This window comes from Enterobacter sp. PL1, assembly GCF_945957325.1.
Lineage (GTDB): Bacteria > Pseudomonadota > Gammaproteobacteria > Enterobacterales > Enterobacteriaceae > Enterobacter > Enterobacter roggenkampii.
On record NZ_CAMFKT010000002.1, the window covers coordinates 205,928 to 224,473 of the forward strand.

The window sequence follows — 18,546 nt, forward strand, 5'->3', positions numbered from 1 at the left end:
CATAATGCCCTACAAAAAGCATGAATGCGCAAAAAAAACACTGAATGCTAAAACATCAAAAAATGCTATTATCCGCTAACCTGTTATCAGGCACCTGCTGTTTTAAGGATGAGGATAGTATATGGATCAGGCTGGAATTATTCGCGACCTGCTCACCTGGCTGGAAGGTCATCTCGACCAGCCTTTGTCACTGGATAATGTGGCGGCTAAAGCAGGCTATTCCAAGTGGCATCTGCAAAGGATGTTCAAGGATGTCACCGGTCATGCTATCGGGGCCTATATTCGCGCACGTCGTTTATCGAAATCTGCTGTGGCTCTGCGCCTGACCGCGCGCCCGATTCTGGATATTGCCCTGCAATATCGTTTCGATTCGCAGCAGACCTTCACCCGCGCCTTTAAAAAACAGTTCTCGTTGACGCCAGCGCTGTATCGTCGCTCGCCTGACTGGAGCTCGTTTGGCATGCGTCCGCCGCTGCGTCTGGGCGAGTTCGCGATGCCGAAGTATGAAATTATTACCCTGCCGGAAACCCATCTGATCGGCACGACGCAGAGCTACTCCTGTTCGCTGGAGCAGATTTCCGAGTTCCGTCATCAGATGCGCGTCCAGTTCTGGCGCGACTTCCTGAGCCACGCACCGGCGATCCCGCCTATTCTGTATGGTCTCAACGAAACGCACCCAAGCCAGGAAAAGGACGACGAGCAGGAGGTGTTCTACACCACCGCGCTGACGCCAGAGATGGCCAATGGCTACATTCAGGGTTCAAAACCTGTCGTGCTGGAAGGCGGTGAATACGTGATGTTCGCCTATGAAGGGCTGGGAACGGGCGTTCAGGAGTTCATCCTGACCGTTTACGGAACCTGCATGCCGATGCTGAATCTGAATCGCCGTAAGGGTCAGGACATTGAGCGCTACTACCCGGCGCAGGATGCCAAACCGGAAGAAGGCCCAATCAATCTGCGTATGGAATTCTTGATTCCGATACGTCGTTAACGCTGCAGTTCGTCAAGCGCAGGGGCATCGAGATGCGAAATGTCCCCCGCCATCTCCACCACCCAACCTGACGCCAGCCACGCGCTCTCCTGATAATCAATTCGGGAAATGGAGCAGTTGCGCAGACGCAAACGGCGCTCAGCGTAAGCCGGTAGTCCCAGAATGGTGCTCACCAGGCATCCCAACGCAATCCCATGACTCACCAGCAGCGGACGGCTTCCCGCCGGGAGCTTCAGACATTCCGCCAGGGCGGCATGCATACGTACGCTGAGCTCCTGCATGGATTCGCCCTCAGGAATACGGCCATCTTCGGTACCGTTTACCAGCGTGCGGCGCCAGCCCTCTTCCGTTTCCGTCAGCGTATCGATATGGCGTTTTTCCAGCACGCCCATATCCAGCTCGCGCAGGCGCGGCTCAAGCATGACGTCACAGCCGCAGGCGTCCGCGATGATGCGCGCCGTCTGCTGTGTGCGACCTAAGTCGCTGGTAATCACGTGGGTAATGCCCAGCGTTCTGGCGCGTTCCGCCACCTGCCACGCTTGCTGCACACCCTTCTCAGTGAGAGGACTGTCTGACTGGCCTTGAATACGTCGCTCGGCGTTCCACTGCGTTTCACCGTGGCGAACAAGGTATACCTGTAACATGCTTTTTTTCCGTTATACTGCGTTGAGTTTTTTTTGAATCGAGCTTAATTATGCACCATGTTGTCTCTGCTACCACTAATCCTGCCAAAATTCAGGCAATTCTAAGGGCATTTGACGAGATCTTCGGCGCAGGATCCTGCCATATTGAGGCCATCGGCGTCGAGAGTGGCGTTCCTGAACAGCCGTTTGGCAGCGAGGAAACGCGCGCTGGCGCACGAAATCGCGTGGCAAATGCCAGAGCTGCGGCCCCGGATGCGGACTTTTGGGTGGCGATTGAAGCCGGTATCGACGAAGGCGCAACCTTTAGCTGGGTGGTGATCGAAAGCCGCGAGCAGCGCGGCGAGGCGCGTTCGGCCACCCTGCCCCTGCCGGAGATCATTCTGGAAAAAGTGCGTGCGGGTGAAGCGCTTGGGCCGGTGATGTCGCAGTACACCGGCATTGATGAGATTGGCCGTAAAGAAGGAGCGATTGGCGTCTTTACCGCCGGTGCGCTGACGCGTTCAGGCGTTTATCACCAGGCGGTGATCCTGGCGTTAAGCCCGTTCCATAACGCGATCTATCGTTAGGCGTTTTTCAACAACACCGCTTCCAGCCACTGGCGCAGCTCAACGGGCGCCGACTTCAGGCTGTTCGATCCGCGGGTAATCGTTGCGATGCCCGCGCCGAGCTCATTTTTCAGCTCGCGCTGGCTCATCTCGCCGCGCAGTAACTCTTCAATGATCCGCACGCGCGTGCCCAGCGCCTCACGCTCGTCCGGCGTGAGCATTAGCTGCATCAGGGGTAAATGCAAATCCTGCTCGTAAGACTGACGAAGCAACTCCACAAAACGAAGCCACTCCTGATGACGTTGTTCGGCCATTGCCGAGGAATACGGGGAATGCTGGGTCATGTTATGCTGCCTCTTGTACTCATTAGCGAGTACAGCATAACACAACCCACGCCGATCAGTAACGTCTCTGCCACTCGGCATCGCTCATCAGGGTATCTTTCTGCCCCATGAAGTAGCGATAGTAGGCATCATAGGCCAGCACGTTCTTCACGTAGCCGCGCGTTTCCGAGAACGGGATGCTCTCGACAAACGCCACGGCGTCGATGCGTCCGGCGCTGTTGCCGAGCCAGGTGCGCACGCGACCCGGCCCCGCGTTATACGCCGCCGACGCGAAGATGCGGTTGTTGCCGAACTGCTGATACACATACTGCAGGTAGCTGGTACCGATGTTGATGTTGGTATCCGGATCCAGAAGCTGTGACGGACTGCTGTAGCCAGGAATATTAAACATCTTCACCGTGTGCGTCGCCGTGCCCGGCATAATCTGCATCAGGCCGCTGGCACCCACCGGGGAACGGACTTTCGGGTTCCAGGCGCTTTCCTGACGGGCAATCGCCATCGCGTAACTTTGCGGGATATCTTTGCCGCTGGTGTAGCGATCGAACAGATCCTTGTAAGCCAGCGGGAAACGCTCTTCGAGATGATCCCACAGCTTACCGGCGATCGTCGCCTGCACGCTCAGATCCCACCAGTGGTTATCAAACGCATAGCGGGCAAGCTGAGCTTTTTCATCGGTGGTGCGGCTGGTCACCAGATTCGCCCACTCGCTGCGCGCGGTGTTGTCCATATTCCAGTACATCAGCTCGCGAACGCGCGCCATTTCTGGCCCCTGGGTCAGCGCCGGATTCGCGTTAGCGGGCGCTTTATCAATGCGGAAGGTGTACTCCTCGCCCAGGCGCTGCGCGGCCGCCATCGGGTAGAACCCGCGCTGCTGCATCAGCGTATGAAGAATTTCTTTGGCCTCATCATCACGACCGCGCTCCAGCAGCAGATCGGCCTGCCAGTAACGCCATTCGTCCTTCTCTTTGGCCTCCATAGGCAACCGCGCAAGCCAGGTATTCAGTCCACGGCGATCGCCCGTACCCAGCGCCATTCGCACGCGGCGTTCCACCAGCGACGTGGAGTTCGAACGCATAATCGCATCGTCTCGCCAGCGCGCCTGCTCGTCGGTCACATCGGTGCCCATCAGTCGCCACGCCACGATATCGCGCAGCTCCTGCGTTTGCTCCTCATTAAGCTGCTGCGCCTGCACCAGCTGCGGGATCATCAGCCGCGCGTTTTCCACATCGTCACGCGCCACGCTGGCAAAAGCCACCGCCGCCATCTGGCGGGTAAAATCGGTCGCGCCCGTACTGCGGGCAAAGGTCAGGACGCTGTTGGGATCGTTTGCCAGCGAGATAACTGCCGTGGAGATCGTCTGGTAATCGGACGGCATCTGCCCCGCCAGCGCAGTCACCAGACGCGTATTACCGGCTTTCATCGCCAGGCGGATACGCTCGAGGTAGGACAGCGGATCCTGCTTGCCGGAAGCACGCCACGCGCCAAACAGGGAATCACAGGCGTTCGGCTGGTTTTTCCCGGTCAGCCAGAGCTCTTTCGCCCCGGCCCAGGCCTCTTCCTGCTGGCCGGTCACCCATTTTGCGTAGTAGTAGTTACACTGCGCTTCGGTGGTATTCGGCTTTTCAGGGCTAAACGCCAGCAGCCCGCGCCAGTCTTCGCGACGCGCCAGTTCGTTCACAAAACGAGACTGAAGATTCCGGGCTGGCGGCAGGGTCGGGTTCGCCTGAATGAAGTTATTCACGGTAACGGTGGGCTGGTTCATGAGATCGTCCGTAATTTGACGATACTCCAGATACGGATACAGCGGATAATCCTTGAGCGTCGGCATCAGCGCCTGCACGGTATCCATCTGCTTGTTGTCCCATGCCTGTTTAATCTGGGCATACCGGTTACGTTGTTCATCCAGTGAATCGGCATGCACCGCCTGGCTTACCGCCATTACGCATACGCTGGCAGCCAGCAGACGCCAGACCACCCGTTTGGCTTTTTCCACAAGCTCTTCCTCTTTGTTTTTTCGTCAATTGCAGCGTCTTGCCACGTCAAAATCTCATTAACTTATGCTAACCAGGCATCCTGCAACGCGCCACGTCATGGACACTTTTTTACCTTTCTTGCGCGTTTTAACACTCCCGACGTTCCTGGCTGGGATTAGGGCGGGAAAAAGGCTACACTTCGAGGCTGAAATTCCTTCTCATTACGATAAAAGAGGCGAAGTCCAACGTGGCTCAATTCGTTTATACCATGCATCGTGTCGGCAAAGTTGTCCCGCCGAAACGTCATATTCTTAAAAATATCTCGCTGAGCTTCTTCCCGGGCGCAAAAATCGGTGTTCTGGGTCTCAACGGTGCCGGTAAGTCCACCCTGCTGCGCATCATGGCCGGCATTGATACAGACATCGAAGGTGAAGCCCGTCCGCAGCCTGGCATCAAGATTGGCTACCTGCCGCAGGAACCTCAGCTGAACCCGGAACACACCGTTCGCGAATCCGTTGAAGAAGCGGTGTCCGAAGTGGTTAACGCCCTGAAAGGTCTGGATGAAGTGTATGCCAAATATGCCGAACCGGATGCGGACTTCGACAAGCTGGCCGCACAGCAGGGCAAGTATGAAGAGATCATCCAGGCGCACGACGGTCACAACCTGAACGTGCAGCTGGAGCGCGCGGCGGATGCCCTGCGTCTGCCGGACTGGGATGCAAAAATCGCGAATCTCTCCGGGGGTGAACGCCGCCGCGTGGCGCTGTGCCGCCTGCTGCTGGAAAAACCAGACATGCTGCTGCTCGACGAACCGACTAACCACCTGGATGCGGAATCCGTGGCGTGGCTGGAGCGCTTCCTGCACGACTTCGAAGGCACCGTTGTGGCGATTACCCACGACCGTTACTTCCTCGACAACGTCGCCGGCTGGATCCTGGAGCTGGACCGCGGTGAAGGTATTCCGTGGGAAGGCAACTACTCCTCCTGGCTGGAGCAGAAAGATCAGCGTCTGGCTCAGGAAGCGTCTCAGGAAGCGGCGCGCCGTAAGTCTATCGAGAAAGAGCTGGAGTGGGTGCGTCAGGGCACGAAAGGCCGTCAGTCTAAGGGCAAAGCCCGTCTGGCACGCTTCGAAGAGCTGAACAACACCGAATACCAGAAACGTAACGAAACCAACGAACTGTTTATTCCACCTGGAGCACGTCTGGGGGATAAAGTGGTTGAAGTGACCAACCTGCGTAAGTCCTACGGCGACCGCGTGCTGATCGACGATCTGACCTTCTCCGTACCGAAAGGCGCTATCGTGGGCATCATCGGTCCGAACGGCGCGGGTAAATCGACCCTGTTCCGCATGATGTCCGGTCAGGAACAGCCAGACAGCGGCTCTATCACCCTGGGTGAGACCGTGAAGCTGGCCTCCGTTGACCAGTTCCGCGACGCGATGGATAACAGCAAAACCGTGTGGGAAGAAGTTTCCGGCGGTCTGGATATCATGCGTATCGGCAACACCGAGATGCCAAGCCGCGCCTACGTTGGCCGCTTTAACTTTAAAGGCACCGACCAGGGCAAACGCGTGGGCGAGCTGTCCGGCGGTGAGCGCGGTCGTCTGCACCTGGCGAAGCTGCTGCAGGTGGGCGGTAACGTTCTGCTGCTCGATGAACCAACAAACGACCTGGATATCGAAACCCTGCGCGCGCTGGAAAACGCCCTGCTGGAGTTCCCGGGCTGTGCAATGGTTATCTCGCACGACCGCTGGTTCCTGGACCGTATCGCGACCCACATTCTGGACTACCAGGATGAAGGTAAGGTGGAGTTCTTCGAAGGTAACTTCACCGAATACGAAGAGTACAAGAAACGCACGCTGGGCGCCGACGCGCTGGAGCCGAAGCGTATTAAGTACAAGCGTATTTCTAAGTAAGTGCCCAAAAGCCGGGTGGCGCTCACGCTTACCCGGCCTACGGTTCTGCGCTGTTTGTAGGCCGGGTAAGGCGAAGCCGCCACCCGGCTTTTTTATTTACCCACGTAATACCGCTTCACCTCATCAAACTGCATTGCAAAGTCGATATAGCTCATCAGCGCGGGTGAGTTGAGCTTACGGCTCGGATAGGCCAGCCACAGGTCGTTTCCTTCAACGTTCCACTCCGGCAGTACCTGCACCAGCGCCCCTTTCTCGACCTTATCTTCCAGCAAAAAAGCCGGAAGGAGCGTAATCCCCGCACCGGCAATCGCACATTCGCGGGCGTATACCAGGTTATCGGTCATGTGCGCGTTATCCGGCAGGTAGCGGTAATCCTCGCTCTCGCTTCGCAGAAGCCACTCTGACCACGCCCGATGCGTAATGCTGCGGTGCTCCACCAGCTGACGGGGATGCGTTAGCGGCCCACGGCGCGCCAGATAGTCCGGCGAGGCCAGCATGTAGCGCGGGCAGTGCCCGATCATGCGGCCAATCAGGGAGGAGTCCTGCGGCTTGCCGGTACGCAGCGCCACGTCAAAGCCGGCCTCGACCAGATCCACCACGTCATCAGAGATCGACACGTCCAGCGAAACCTCGGGATAGCGAAGCTGGAACTCGGCATTCATATGCGCCAGCAGCGTCGCGCCAATCCCCGCCGGGCAGGTGATGCGCAGCCGCCCGCTGGGGTTTTCGCGCAGGCGCTGAATGGCGTACTCCGCCCGCTCGCTGGCCGCCAGCATTTCGCGGCAGTGCACCAGATAGTGCTCACCCGCAAACGTCAGGTTCAGCCTGCGCGTGGTGCGGTTAAGCAGGCGAATGCCCACCTGCTGCTCCAGCTGGCTAATCCGCTGGCTTACGCTGGATTTTGGCAGCTCCGCCTTCTGGGCTGCCGCGGTAAAGCTGCCCATCTCGGCCACCAGCGCGAATAGCGCCATATCCTGCAGCTGTTTAAACATGATTGTTCATCCTGTACGAACGCTGAGTTCTTGATTGTCCATCTTATCACGCAGATGGCCACTTAATAGACTAGCCTCAACAAAACGCATGCCATTGAGGAGCACACCATGTCAGTTAAAGCCATCGCCGTTAACCCTGAAAATCCCTCTACTTTCATTGAAATCACTCCACCGATGCCGCAGCCCGGCGAGCACGATCTGCTGGTGGAGGTGAAAGCCGTCTCCGTTAACCCGGTCGATACCAAAGTCCACGCGGGCATTGCTAAAAGCGGGCTGAAGGAGCCGCGCGTGCTGGGATGGGATGCCAGCGGGATCGTCAAAGACGTTGGGGCTGGCGTGACCGGATTCAAACCGGGAGATGAAGTGTGGTACGCAGGCGACATCACCCGTCCGGGCAGCAACACCACACATCAGCTGATCGATGCGCGCATTGTCGGGCACAAACCGACAAGCCTCGGCTGGGCGGCTGCCGCTGCGCTACCGTTGACCGCGCTCACCGCGTGGGAAGGCCTGTTTGAACGGCTGAACATTCAGGACGCCGGTGCGGACAAAACCCTGCTGATCATCGGCGGTGCGGGCGGGGTGGGATCGCTGGCGATCCCGTTTGCGAAGCACAACAGCAAGGTAAAGGTGATCGCAACGGCGTCCCGTGAAGATTCCGCCCGGTGGTGCCGCGATCGCGGTGCAGATGTGGTGGTGAACTACCGCGATCTGAAAGGCGAACTGGCGAAGCACGGGCTGCCCTTTGTGGATTACATTTTCATCCTCAACGACACCGACGGGCACTGGGATGCGGTCAGCGACCTGATTGCACCGCAGGGGCATATCTGTTCTATCGTGGAGAATGAACACCCGCTGAACCAGGACAAGCTGAAGTCCAAATCCGCCGCGCTGCACTGGGAATTTATGTACACCCGCAGCATGTACCAGACCGCTGATATGGCGCGTCAGGGTGAGATCCTCAATGAGGTGGCGAAGCTGGTGGATAACGGCGTGGTGGAAAGCTCACTGAGTGAAACGCTGAACGGGCTGAGCGTGGAAAGCATTACCGAGGCGCACCGCAAGGTGCTGGACGGGCATATGCGTGGGAAAGTGGTGGTTGAGTTCTGAGTGGACTGATTCCCTCACTCCGGCCCTCTCCAAAGGGAGAGGGCGGTTAACGCTTACCCCTGCTCCCCCATCATCTCCTTCACCAGCTCGACGCAGCGCAGGAAACGGGAGTCGTAGTCTGACTCTTCAACGTGCACAAACTCAACGTTGTTTTCGTTGAGCATCTCCACCAGCATGGACTGGAATTCCCGCCTGTCCACCGAGCTGCCGAGGCTGCGCATGCCGTCGGCCACCCACGGGGTGTTGTTTTCCAGCAGGATCACCAGGTCAAAGCGGTATTCGTCAATCAGCGCCTGCACGAACGGGTGCTCGCGCCCTTCGTATTTTTTGCAGAACGCCTGGGTTGTGACAAAATCGGTATCGATAAATGCCACCTTGTTGGCGTATTTCACCGCGAAATCAATGTACTGAGCGTGACCGAGCGCGATTTTGTCGTAGTCGGAATACTGCAGCGCCATCTCATCGCCGCCCAGATGGGAAAAGACATAGTCGCGCCCGTACTCCCACGCGCTGGTGGTATTGAAGATATTCGCCAGCTTGTTGACCAGCGTCGATTTACCGCTCGACTCGCCGCCCAGGATCGCGACGGTGCGCACGAAGAACGGCTTCACCTCGGTCGGGATGTAATCCCAGTAGCGGAACGGGTTTTCGCGGATCTGCGCCCCGCTGATGTTCATAAAGGTGCGTTTCGGGTCGATCAGCACCGTCTCGATGCCCAGATGCTCGCGGAACTGCGGCGCGTCGGACTCTTCAGAGGTGTAGATCCAGTTCGGCGCAATGCCCTTCTCTTCCATAAACGCTTTGATGCCGTTGCTCCACACGTCCCAGCCGTGCGGGTACGGCTCCATACCCTCTTCGTTAAAGGCATGAATGCGAATGTTTTTCTGGTACTTGAAGGTCTGAAGCAGCCAGCGCAGACGGTCCGGCACGGTCGGCTGCTGCGACATGGCGCTGTCTTCAAACAGCTGACGATCGCGGGTTTCGTCGTACCCCATGATGATGTGCAGCTCGTCCACCTGGCTACAGGCGCGCTGGATCAGATAGATATGCCCGGTATGTAGCGGGTAAAACTTGCCAAACACCACGCCGATGTTCTTTTGCATACGCGGGAATTCCAGCCCCAGAAAGCGGTGCAGCGCTTCCAGCTTCTGCGCGCTGGGGCTTTTGATTTTGGCGTTCAGCAGTTGGCTCAGGTAGCCTTTGGTCATGCCGCTGGCGTCTGCCACCTGCTGCAACGTGCAGCCTTTCTGGCGGATAGCGGTCTTGATGTAGTCAAATGATGACATAAATTACGGTGCCTCCTGCAAAATCGAATACGTAATTATAAGTCGTCAAAGACATTTAACGCATCTGCGAGTTTCTTCACGCCAAAGACCTGCATCCCTTCCGGGATTTTTTTCGGCACGTTGGCAGCGGGAACGATAGCCCGACGGAAACCGTGTTTTGCCGCCTCGGAGATACGCTCCTGGCCGCTCGGCACCGGACGGATTTCCCCGGCGAGGCCCACTTCGCCAAAGACGACCAGATCCTGCGGCAGCGGTCTGTCGCGCAGGCTGGAGACCATCGCCAGCAGCAGCGCCAGGTCTGCGCTGGTCTCGGTGACTTTGACGCCGCCGACCACGTTCACGAAGACGTCCTGATCCGCCATCTGCAGCCCGCCGTGACGGTGCAGGACCGCCAGCAGGATTGCCAGGCGGTTCTGTTCCAGACCGACCGCCACGCGCCGCGGGTTGCCCATCATCGAGTGATCCACCAGTGCCTGAATTTCGACGAGCAGCGGGCGCGTCCCTTCCCACAGCACCATCACCGAGCTGCCGGAGGTGATTTCATCTCCCCGGCTCAGGAAGATGGCCGACGGGTTGCTGACTTCGCGCAGCCCCTGTTCGGTCATGGCAAACACGCCTAACTCGTTCACCGCACCAAAGCGGTTTTTATGGCTGCGCAGGGTACGGAAGCGAGAGTCCGCGTCGCCGTCGAGCATCACGGAGCAGTCGATACAGTGTTCGAGCACCTTCGGTCCCGCCAGCGAGCCGTCTTTGGTCACGTGACCCACCATCACAATCGCCACGCCGCGCGTTTTGGCAAAGCGCGTCAGGTAGGCCGCCGTTTCACGCACCTGCGCGACGCTGCCCGGCGAGGACTGGATGTCCGCCATGTGCATCACCTGGATGGAGTCGATCACCATCAGCTTCGGCTGCTCTTCTTCGGCGATCATGCAGATCTGCTCGATGCTGGTTTCCGACAGCATATTCAGGTTGCCGGTCGGCAGGCCCAGGCGGTGCGCGCGCATAGCAACCTGCTGGAGTGATTCTTCGCCCGTGACGTACAGGGTTTTCATCTGCTCGGCGAGCTTGCAGAGCGTTTGCAGCAGCAGGGTTGACTTGCCCGCACCGGGATTACCGCCGATCAGGATGGCGCTGCCCGGCACCACGCCGCCGCCGAGCACGCGGTCAAACTCTTTGAACCCGGTGGAGAAGCGCGGCAACTCTTCGAGGCTGATGTCCGAGAGCTTCTGGACTTTCGCTACGCCCGCATTGCCCGCGTAGCCGCTCAGGCGTTCATTGCGGGCTACGCTCGGCGAAGCCGCCACACCACGCACTTCGGTGATGGTGTTCCAGGCATGGCAGGCGCTGCATTGCCCCTGCCAGCGCGGATAATCCGCACCACATTCATTACAGACAAATGCGCGTTTTGGAGCTTTCGCCACGGTTTACCTCGTTATTTCTGTGCAGCCTGCGTGCCGGGTGGCGCTTACGCTTACCCGGCCTACAAAGCAGACCGTTATTTCTGATTAAGGCTGCCGGAGAGAATGCAGAACACCCCCATCAGGTCAGCGTGACGGATAGTCACTTCCGTCTTTTCATTCACTTTTGGCTTGGCATGGTAGGCAATGCCCAGACCGGCCGCTTTGATCATCGGCAGGTCGTTCGCGCCGTCACCGATGGCGACGGTCTGGACAACCGGAATTTCATATTTTTCCGCGAGGCGCGTCAGCGTATTGGCTTTGTACTGGGCATCCACAATATCGCCGATCACCTGACCGGTCAGCTTGCCGTCCATGATCTCCAGCTCGTTGGCCACCACGGTGGTCAGATGCAGTTTTTCCCGCAGATAATCCGCGAAGAAGGTGAAGCCACCGGAGGCGATCGCCACCTTCCAGCCGAGGGACTGCAGCTTCAGCACCAGCTGCGTCAGCCCGGGCATCAGGGGCAGTTCATCGCGCACCTGACGCAGAATGTTGGCATCGGCCCCTTTCAGGGTCGCCACGCGCTGTCGCAGGCTGGCGGTGAAATCCAGCTCGCCGCGCATCGCACGCTCGGTGACTTCAGCCACGAGCTCGCCGCTGCCCGCCAGCTTCGCAATTTCGTCGATACACTCGATCTGAATGGCGGTAGAGTCCATGTCCATGACCAGCAGGCCAGGCGTTTTCAGGTGCGGAATTTTACCCAGCGGTGCGACATCCAGCCCGGCGTCATGCGCCAGGCGCGTGGCGCGCTGGGTCAGAGAGCCCGCCAGGCGAATGACCTGGTAGTCTTCCACGCACCAGGCGGCGACGATGACCATCGCGGCCCCCAGTTTGGTTTGATACTGGGTCAGGCGTTGCTTATCCAGACCGCGTCCGTACAGCAGCCAGCCGCTACGACCGGCGTGGTAATCCAGAGGCATCACCTCATCGCCACTTAAAGAGAGCGGCAATCCTGGCCATAAAGAGACATCCGTTGGCAGGTCACACCAGGTAATGTTCGGCATTAAAGCTCCTGTAATTTCGTTCGCGCCGGAAGGTTGCAGAGGGAAAATAACGCATGAGGCTACCCTGTAACCATCACTTCTGGCAACATTAAGCCGTAAATTTTCAGCAGGTGGAATATGGCTCGCGCAAAACTGAAATTCCGGCTCCATCGCGCCGTGATTGTCCTTTCCTGTCTCGCACTCTTAGTGGTGCTGATGCAAGGGGCATCGTGGTTTAGCCAGAACCATCAACGGCAACGCAACCCGCAGTTTGAAGAACTGGCCCGCACGCTGGCACGCCAGGTCACGCTCAACGTCGCGCCGTCCATGCGTAACGAAACGCCTGACGAGAAGCGGATAGGCCAGGTTTTACGCCTGCTCACGGAGAACAGCCGCATTCTTGATGCCGGTGTCTATGATGAGCAAGGCAATCTGATTGCCCGCGCGGGTGAGCACGTCGACGTGCGAGACAGGCTGGCGCTGGACGGCAAAAAAGCCGGCGGCTACTTCAACCAGCAGCTTGTTGAACCTATTCAGGGGAAGAATGGCCCGCTGGGCTATCTGCGCCTCACCCTTGATACCCACACCCTGCCCACTGAAGCTAAACAGGTCGATAATACCACCAATATTCTGCGCCTGATGCTGCTGCTTTCACTCGCCATCGGCGTTGTGCTGGCGCGTACCCTGCTTCGCGGCAAGCGCACGCGCTGGCAGCAATCCCCGTTCCTGCTGACCGCCAGCCGGTCAGTCCCCGAAGACGAAGAGAGCGAGAAGAAAGAATAGTGATAAAGTAGGCGGATGATTCGGAAAAGGAACTCTGCCATGTCGACGTTACGCCTGCTTATCTCTGACTCTTACGATCCCTGGTTTAACCTGGCGGTGGAGGAGTGCATCTTCCGCCAGATGCCTGCCACCCAGCGCGTACTGTTTCTCTGGCGCAATGCCGATACGGTGGTTATTGGTCGTGCGCAAAACCCGTGGAAAGAGTGCAACACCCGCCGTATGGAAGAGGACAACGTCCGTCTGGCGCGCCGCAGCAGCGGCGGCGGCGCGGTATTCCACGATCTGGGCAATACCTGCTTTACCTTTATGGCGGGCAAACCGGAATACGACAAAACCATCTCAACGTCCATCGTCCTCAACGCGCTCAATTCGCTCGGCGTGACGGCTGAAGCCTCCGGACGTAACGATCTGGTGGTCAAAACGCCCGACGGAGATCGCAAAGTGTCCGGCTCCGCCTATCGCGAAACGATGGATCGCGGGTTCCACCACGGCACTCTGCTTCTTAACGCCGATCTGAGCCGCCTAGCGAACTACCTGAATCCCGACAAGAAAAAACTCCAGGCCAAAGGGATTACCTCCGTGCGCGGCCGCGTGGCAAATCTGGTCGAACTGCTGCCGGGCGTTACACACGAGCAAATCTGTGAGGCCGTGCGCGAGGCGTTCTTTGCGCATTACGGCGAGCGCGTGGAAGCAGAAGTGATTTCACCGGACAAAACCCCGGACCTGCCAAACTTCGCGGAAACCTTCGCCCGCCAGAGCAGCTGGGAGTGGAACTTCGGTCAGGCACCTGCATTTTCCCATCTGCTGGATGAGCGTTTTACCTGGGGCGGCGTGGAGCTGCATTTTGACGTCGAGAAAGGTCATATCACCCGCACGCAGGTGTTTACGGACAGTCTGAATCCGGGGCCACTGGAAGCCCTTGCGGCACGCTTGCAGGGCTGTTTGTACCGGGCGGATATGCTGCAGCAGGAATGTGACGCGTTAATTGGGGATTTCCCGGAGCAGGAAAATGAGCTGCGGGAGCTGTCAGCGTGGATTGCGCAGGCCGTGCGCTAGCTGGTGTCCTCACCCCAGCCCTCTCCCACAGGGAGAGGGAGGGAAGAGACAGAATTACTCTTTATCGCCCAGCAGAACGGATTCCAGCGCGATTTTGATCATGTCGTTGAAGGTGGTCTGACGCTCGGCAGCGGTAGTCTGCTCGTGGGTACGGATATGGTCAGATACGGTGCAGATGGTCAGCGCTTTCGCACCGAATTCAGCCGCTACGCCGTAGATACCGGCCGCTTCCATTTCCACGCCCAGGATGCCGTATTTTTCCATCACGTCGAACATGTCGCCTTCTGGCGAGTAGAACAGATCGGCAGAGAACAGGTTGCCCACGCGCGCGTCAACGCCCAGCGCTTTTGCCGCGTCAACCGCGTTACGCACCATGTCAAAGTCAGCGATGGCCGCAAAGTCATGATCCTTAAAGCGGATGCGGTTGACTTTAGAGTCGGTACACGCGCCCATGCCGATCACCACGTCACGCAGCTTAACGTCCATACGCACCGCACCGCAGGAGCCCACGCGGATGATTTTCTTCACACCGAAATCGGTGATCAGCTCTTTGGTGTAGATGGAGCAGGATGGGATACCCATGCCGTGGCCCATAACGGAGATTTTGCGGCCTTTATAAGTACCCGTGAAGCCCAGCATGCCGCGAACGTTGTTCACTTCACGCACGTCTTCCAGGAAGGTTTCTGCAATGTGCTTCGCGCGCAGCGGGTCGCCCGGCATCAATACGACGTCAGCGAAATCACCCATTTCTGCATTAATGTGAGGAGTTGCCATCTTCAGTTCCTTTTAACTTGTTGTTTTTGCCGGGTGGCGGCTACGCCTTACCCGGCCTACAAAACCGTAGGCCCGGTAAGCGAAGCGCCACCGGGCAATGACATCAGAACATGGCCTTGCCATATTCCATGTCAGACGTACCAAAGTATTTCGCCAGGGTCTGGCCAATGTCCGCGAAGGTTTCACGGTGACCCAGCGAACCCGGCTTCACTTTCGGGCCGTACACCAGCACCGGAATGTGCTCACGGGTGTGGTCGGTACCGGTCCAGGTTGGATCGCAGCCGTGGTCCGCGGTCAGGATCAGAATGTCATCTTCACCCACCAGCTCCATCAGCTCCGGCAAGCGGCGGTCGAACAGCTCAAGACCCGCAGCATAACCCGCGACGTCGCGACGGTGACCCCAGGAGGAGTCGAAGTCCACGAAGTTGGTGAAGACAATGGTCTTGTCGCCCGCTTCTTTCATCTCTTTGATGGTGGCATCGAACAGCGCATCGAGACCGGTCGCTTTGACCTTTTTGGTAATACCGCAGTTAGCGTAGATATCCGCGATTTTACCCACGGACACCACGTGACCGTCTTTCTCATCGACCAGCTTCTGCAGCACGGTTGGCGCCGGCGGCTCAACGGCCAGATCGTGACGGTTACCGGTACGCTGGAAGTTACCCGCTTTGTCACCAATAAACGGACGCGCGATCACGCGGCCGATGTTGTAGCCGCCTTCGGTCAGCTCTTCGCGGGCGATTTCGCACAGCTCGTAGAGTTTATCCAGGCCAAAGGTCTCTTCGTGGCAGGCAATCTGGAACACGGAGTCAGCAGAAGTGTAGAAAATCGGCTTGCCGGTTTTCATGTGCTCTTCGCCGAGCTGGTCCAGAATCACGGTACCGGAAGAGTGGCAGTTGCCGAGGTAACCCGGCAGGTTGGCACGCTTCACCAGCTTATCGAGCAGCTCCTGCGGGAAGCTGTTCTCGTGATCGGAGAAGTAACCCCAGTCGAATAGCACTGGCACACCGGCGATTTCCCAGTGGCCAGACGGGGTGTCTTTACCGGATGAGAGCTCGTGCGCCCAGGCATAGGCGCCCACGACTTCCGCGTTGCCGTCCATACCGGCTGCGATTTTACCGGTAGAGCCTTCATGCGCTTTCACCAGCCCAAGGCGGGTCAGGTTTGGTAGAGTCAGAGGGCCTTTACGACCGTTATCCGCTTCGCCTTTCGCACAGGCTTCCGCGATGTGACCCATGGTATCGGAACCCACGTCACCAAAACGTTCTGCATCTTCGGTTGCGCCGATGCCGAATGAGTCCAGCACCATAATAAATGCACGTTTCATAATTGTTCTCCGTACGTAGTGCTTCAAAAATTATCGATCAGATCAGTATACCGCTATTCGGTGATACGGCGATAGACAGTCGGTGTGGTTTCCGGCGCTTTATTGTCAAGCGTAATAGCCGCCTTCACCGCTTTCGCCGCTTCCTGCCAGCTGGCTTCATCTTTGGCGTGGATCACCGCCAGCGGACGTTGGCCGTCAACGCTGTCGCCCAGACGGGCCATATCGGTGAAGCCGACGCTGTAATCAATGGTATCTGACGCCTGACGACGGCCGCCGCCCATAGACACGACCGCCATACCCAGCGCGCGGGTATCCATTGCCGAGACAAATCCTTCGCTGTCGGCATACACCGCTTTGCTGAGCGTCGCGGTCGGCAGGTACTTCGCATAGTTTTCGACGAAGTCGGTCGGGCCTTTCTGCGCCGCAACCATGCGGCCAAAGATCTCCGCCGCTTTGCCGTTGTCCAGTACCGCCTGTAGCTTCGCGCGGGCGTCGGCGTCGTCTTTGGCCAGCTTGCCGGAGATTAACATCTCCACGCACAGCGCCATGGTGACATCGAACAGACGCGGGTTGCGGTATTCGCCTGTCAGGAACTGGACGGCTTCGCGCACTTCGACGGCGTTACCGGCGCTGGAAGCCAGCACCTGGTTCATGTCGGTGAGCAGTGCGGTAGTGCGCACGCCCGCGCCGTTGGAGACGCCAACGATCGCTTCGGCCAGCGCCTCAGAGAGTTCATAGGTTGGCATAAACGCGCCGCTGCCTACCTTCACGTCCATCACCAGCGCGTCCAGCCCTTCTGCCAGCTTCTTCGCCAGGATAGAGGCGGTGATCAGCGGGATGGAGTCAACGGTCGCGGTGATGTCGCGGGTCGCGTAGAAACGCTTGTCTGCCGGAGCAAGAGAGCTGGTCTGGCCGATAATCGCCACACCAACGTCTTTAATAATGTCGCGGAAGCGGTTGTCATCCGGGAAGATATCGAAGCCCGGAATAGCTTCCAGCTTGTCGAGCGTACCGCCGGTGTGGCCCAGGCCGCGCCCGGAGATCATCGGGATATAACCGCCACAGGCTGCCACCATGGGGCCAAGCATCAGGGAGGTCACGTCGCCCACGCCGCCGGTGGAGTGTTTATCCACAATCGGGCCGTTAAGGTTGAGGCTTTTCCAGTCCAGAACGGTTCCTGAATCTCGCATCGCCATGGTCAGCGACACGCGCTCAGGCATCGACATATCGTGGAAGAAAATGGTCATCGCCAGAGCCGCAATCTGCCCTTCAGAGACGGTGTTATCACGAATGCCGTTGATGAAGAAGCGGATCTCTTCGTCGCTTAATGCATGACCATCACGTTTTTTACGAATAATTTCTTGTGCGAGAAACACGGTAACCCCCATGAGGAATCGGGTGAATGGTGGCGGGTACGGTTTACCCGACCACGATCCGGGTAGGCCGGGTAAGCGTAGCGCCACCCGGCAATTCAAACTTAGTAGCTGCTTGCGCTCTTACCGTCGCCGTGACCCAGCGCTTTCAGCAGGCTGGCCAGCAGGCTGGAGGCGCCGAAGCGGTAGTGACGGGAATCGGCCCAGTCGGCGCCAAACAGCTCGTCGGCAATCGCCAGGAACTGCTGCGCGTCTTCCGCGGTACGCACGCCGCCCGCAGGTTTGAAGCCCACGGTTTTGGACACGCCCATGTCGCGGATCACTTCCATCATGATACGCGCGCTTTCCGGGGTCGCATTTACCGGTACTTTACCGGTAGAGGTTTTAATGAAATCCGCACCGGCTTTGATGGAGATTTCAGAGGCTTTACGAATCAGCGCCTCTTCTTTCAGCTCGCCGGTTTCGATGATCACTTTCAGCAGCACGTTTGCCGCCGCACACGCGTCTTTACAGGCCTTCACCAGGTCAAAACCGACCTGCTCGTTGCCGGCGATCAGCGCGCGGTACGGGAACACCACGTCCACTTCGTCTGCGCCGTAGGCAATCGCCGCGCGGGTTTCTGCCAGCGCAATCTCGATATCATCGTTGCCATGCGGGAAGTTAGTGACGGTAGCAATGCGCACGTCCGGGGTGCCCTGCTCGTTCAGCGTCTTACGGGCAATCGGGATAAAGCGCGGGTAGATACAGACGGCTGCGGTGTTGCCCACCGGCGTTTTCGCCTGATGGCACAGGGCGATGACTTTCTCATTGGTGTCGTCATCGTTCAGGGTGGTCAGGTCCATCAGTTTCAACGCGCGCAGGCTGCTTGCAGTTAAATCGGTCATAACATTCTCCAACGGCAGTGCCGTATAAATTTTACCTTGCGGGTCTGTGAGTATTCTAACATCCACCCGCATCCACACTTCGACATTCATCACAGTTAATGAAAAC

At 58.2% G+C, this 18,546-nt stretch carries 17 protein-coding genes; 6 read left to right on the forward strand and 11 right to left on the reverse strand.

The annotated features are described in order from the left end of the window. The first annotated feature begins 121 nt into the window (after positions 1–121). Positions 122–991 carry an MDR efflux pump AcrAB transcriptional activator RobA gene (robA, locus tag N6P30_RS02710; RefSeq protein WP_008502056.1) on the forward strand — a complete coding sequence of 290 codons (870 nt, stop codon included), beginning with the start codon at positions 122–124 and terminating at the stop codon, positions 989–991. Here the strand turns inward: robA and gpmB are convergent. Then, complete coding sequence (gene gpmB / locus N6P30_RS02715) at positions 988–1,635, reverse strand: 2,3-diphosphoglycerate-dependent phosphoglycerate mutase GpmB (RefSeq protein ID WP_008502057.1); 648 nt, start codon at positions 1,633–1,635, stop codon at positions 988–990. The two genes, robA and gpmB, sit on opposite strands and share 4 nt — an antisense overlap. A 50-nt stretch (positions 1,636–1,685) precedes the next feature. On the opposite strand from gpmB, the gene yjjX reads away from it, so the two are divergent. Then, complete coding sequence (gene yjjX, locus N6P30_RS02720) at positions 1,686–2,201, forward strand: inosine/xanthosine triphosphatase (protein WP_008502058.1); 516 nt, start codon at positions 1,686–1,688, stop codon at positions 2,199–2,201. Here yjjX and trpR read toward each other — a convergent pair. After that, the gene (gene trpR / locus N6P30_RS02725; RefSeq protein WP_021240574.1) at positions 2,198–2,524 is read right to left on the reverse strand and encodes a trp operon repressor; all 327 of its coding nucleotides are present in this window, start codon (positions 2,522–2,524) and stop codon (positions 2,198–2,200) included. The two genes, yjjX and trpR, sit on opposite strands and share 4 nt — an antisense overlap. A 55-nt stretch (positions 2,525–2,579) precedes the next feature. Continuing rightward, positions 2,580–4,517, reverse strand: coding sequence for a murein transglycosylase (gene sltY / locus N6P30_RS02730; protein ID WP_023293323.1), 1,938 nt, complete (start codon positions 4,515–4,517; stop codon positions 2,580–2,582). Positions 4,518–4,744: 227 nt separating this feature from the next. Here sltY and ettA point away from each other — a divergent pair, with 227 nt between their 5' ends. Then, positions 4,745–6,412, forward strand: coding sequence for an energy-dependent translational throttle protein EttA (gene ettA / locus N6P30_RS02735; RefSeq protein WP_021240576.1), 1,668 nt, complete (start codon positions 4,745–4,747; stop codon positions 6,410–6,412). A gap of 92 nt (positions 6,413–6,504) precedes the next feature. Here the strand turns inward: ettA and N6P30_RS02740 are convergent, their stop codons facing one another. After that, entirely contained in the window at positions 6,505–7,404 is a 900-nt protein-coding gene (locus N6P30_RS02740; RefSeq protein WP_021240577.1) for a LysR family transcriptional regulator, read from the reverse strand. A 108-nt stretch (positions 7,405–7,512) separates the two neighbouring features. Here N6P30_RS02740 and N6P30_RS02745 point away from each other — a divergent pair, with 108 nt between their 5' ends. Next, positions 7,513–8,514 carry a zinc-binding alcohol dehydrogenase family protein gene (locus N6P30_RS02745; RefSeq protein WP_023293324.1) on the forward strand — a complete coding sequence of 334 codons (1,002 nt, stop codon included), beginning with the start codon at positions 7,513–7,515 and terminating at the stop codon, positions 8,512–8,514. A gap of 53 nt (positions 8,515–8,567) precedes the next feature. Here N6P30_RS02745 and nadR read toward each other — a convergent pair whose 3' ends face one another. The 3 genes from nadR to serB all read right to left on the reverse strand — a co-directional run bounded on the left by nadR (position 8,568) and on the right by serB (position 12,264). After that, the gene (gene nadR / locus N6P30_RS02750; protein WP_006810194.1) at positions 8,568–9,800 is read right to left on the reverse strand and encodes a multifunctional transcriptional regulator/nicotinamide-nucleotide adenylyltransferase/ribosylnicotinamide kinase NadR; all 1,233 of its coding nucleotides are present in this window, start codon (positions 9,798–9,800) and stop codon (positions 8,568–8,570) included. 35 nt (positions 9,801–9,835) lie between these two features. After that, positions 9,836–11,221, reverse strand: a complete 1,386-nt coding sequence (gene radA / locus N6P30_RS02755) for a DNA repair protein RadA (protein ID WP_023293325.1) — start codon at positions 11,219–11,221, stop codon at positions 9,836–9,838. Positions 11,222–11,295: 74 nt separating this feature from the next. Next, the gene (serB, locus tag N6P30_RS02760; RefSeq protein WP_021240580.1) at positions 11,296–12,264 is read right to left on the reverse strand and encodes a phosphoserine phosphatase; all 969 of its coding nucleotides are present in this window, start codon (positions 12,262–12,264) and stop codon (positions 11,296–11,298) included. A 117-nt stretch (positions 12,265–12,381) separates the two neighbouring features. Between serB and N6P30_RS02765 the strand changes: the two genes are divergently transcribed. Together N6P30_RS02765 and lplA are read left to right on the forward strand one after the other, a co-directional pair. Beyond that, entirely contained in the window at positions 12,382–13,026 is a 645-nt protein-coding gene (locus N6P30_RS02765) for a YtjB family periplasmic protein (RefSeq protein ID WP_008502067.1), read from the forward strand. Positions 13,027–13,065: 39 nt separating this feature from the next. Continuing rightward, entirely contained in the window at positions 13,066–14,082 is a 1,017-nt protein-coding gene (lplA, locus tag N6P30_RS02770) for a lipoate--protein ligase LplA (RefSeq protein ID WP_023293326.1), read from the forward strand. Between the two features lie 54 nt (positions 14,083–14,136). On the opposite strand, the gene deoD is transcribed toward lplA, so the two are convergent. The 4 genes from deoD to deoC all read right to left on the reverse strand — a co-directional run bounded on the left by deoD (position 14,137) and on the right by deoC (position 18,440). Next, entirely contained in the window at positions 14,137–14,856 is a 720-nt protein-coding gene (gene deoD, locus N6P30_RS02775; RefSeq protein WP_003856538.1) for a purine-nucleoside phosphorylase, read from the reverse strand. A gap of 103 nt (positions 14,857–14,959) precedes the next feature. Further along, a complete protein-coding gene (gene deoB / locus N6P30_RS02780; RefSeq protein ID WP_014882457.1) occupies positions 14,960–16,183 on the reverse strand; it encodes a phosphopentomutase in 1,224 nt (407 codons plus the stop codon). Positions 16,184–16,236: 53 nt separating this feature from the next. Then, positions 16,237–17,559: a thymidine phosphorylase gene (gene deoA / locus N6P30_RS02785; protein ID WP_021240582.1), complete on the reverse strand. Its 1,323-nt coding sequence runs from the start codon at positions 17,557–17,559 to the stop codon at positions 16,237–16,239. 101 nt (positions 17,560–17,660) lie between these two features. Beyond that, complete coding sequence (deoC, locus tag N6P30_RS02790; RefSeq protein WP_023293328.1) at positions 17,661–18,440, reverse strand: deoxyribose-phosphate aldolase; 780 nt, start codon at positions 18,438–18,440, stop codon at positions 17,661–17,663. Positions 18,441–18,546 lie beyond the last annotated feature (106 nt).

Bases quoted from the DNA above. Each gene is read 5' to 3' on its own strand.
- robA (WP_008502056.1), top strand. From the start codon at position 122: ATGGATCAGGCTGGAATTATTCGCGACCTGCTCACCTGGCTGGAAGGT.
- gpmB (WP_008502057.1), bottom strand. From the start codon at position 1,635: ATGTTACAGGTATACCTTGTTCGCCACGGTGAAACGCAGTGGAACGCC.
- yjjX (WP_008502058.1), top strand. From the start codon at position 1,686: ATGCACCATGTTGTCTCTGCTACCACTAATCCTGCCAAAATTCAGGCA.
- trpR (WP_021240574.1), bottom strand. From the start codon at position 2,524: ATGACCCAGCATTCCCCGTATTCCTCGGCAATGGCCGAACAACGTCAT.
- N6P30_RS02740 (WP_021240577.1), bottom strand. From the start codon at position 7,404: ATGTTTAAACAGCTGCAGGATATGGCGCTATTCGCGCTGGTGGCCGAG.
- N6P30_RS02745 (WP_023293324.1), top strand. From the start codon at position 7,513: ATGTCAGTTAAAGCCATCGCCGTTAACCCTGAAAATCCCTCTACTTTC.
- nadR (WP_006810194.1), bottom strand. From the start codon at position 9,800: ATGTCATCATTTGACTACATCAAGACCGCTATCCGCCAGAAAGGCTGC.
- serB (WP_021240580.1), bottom strand. From the start codon at position 12,264: ATGCCGAACATTACCTGGTGTGACCTGCCAACGGATGTCTCTTTATGG.
- N6P30_RS02765 (WP_008502067.1), top strand. From the start codon at position 12,382: ATGGCTCGCGCAAAACTGAAATTCCGGCTCCATCGCGCCGTGATTGTC.
- lplA (WP_023293326.1), top strand. From the start codon at position 13,066: ATGTCGACGTTACGCCTGCTTATCTCTGACTCTTACGATCCCTGGTTT.
- deoD (WP_003856538.1), bottom strand. From the start codon at position 14,856: ATGGCAACTCCTCACATTAATGCAGAAATGGGTGATTTCGCTGACGTC.
- deoB (WP_014882457.1), bottom strand. From the start codon at position 16,183: ATGAAACGTGCATTTATTATGGTGCTGGACTCATTCGGCATCGGCGCA.
- deoC (WP_023293328.1), bottom strand. From the start codon at position 18,440: ATGACCGATTTAACTGCAAGCAGCCTGCGCGCGTTGAAACTGATGGAC.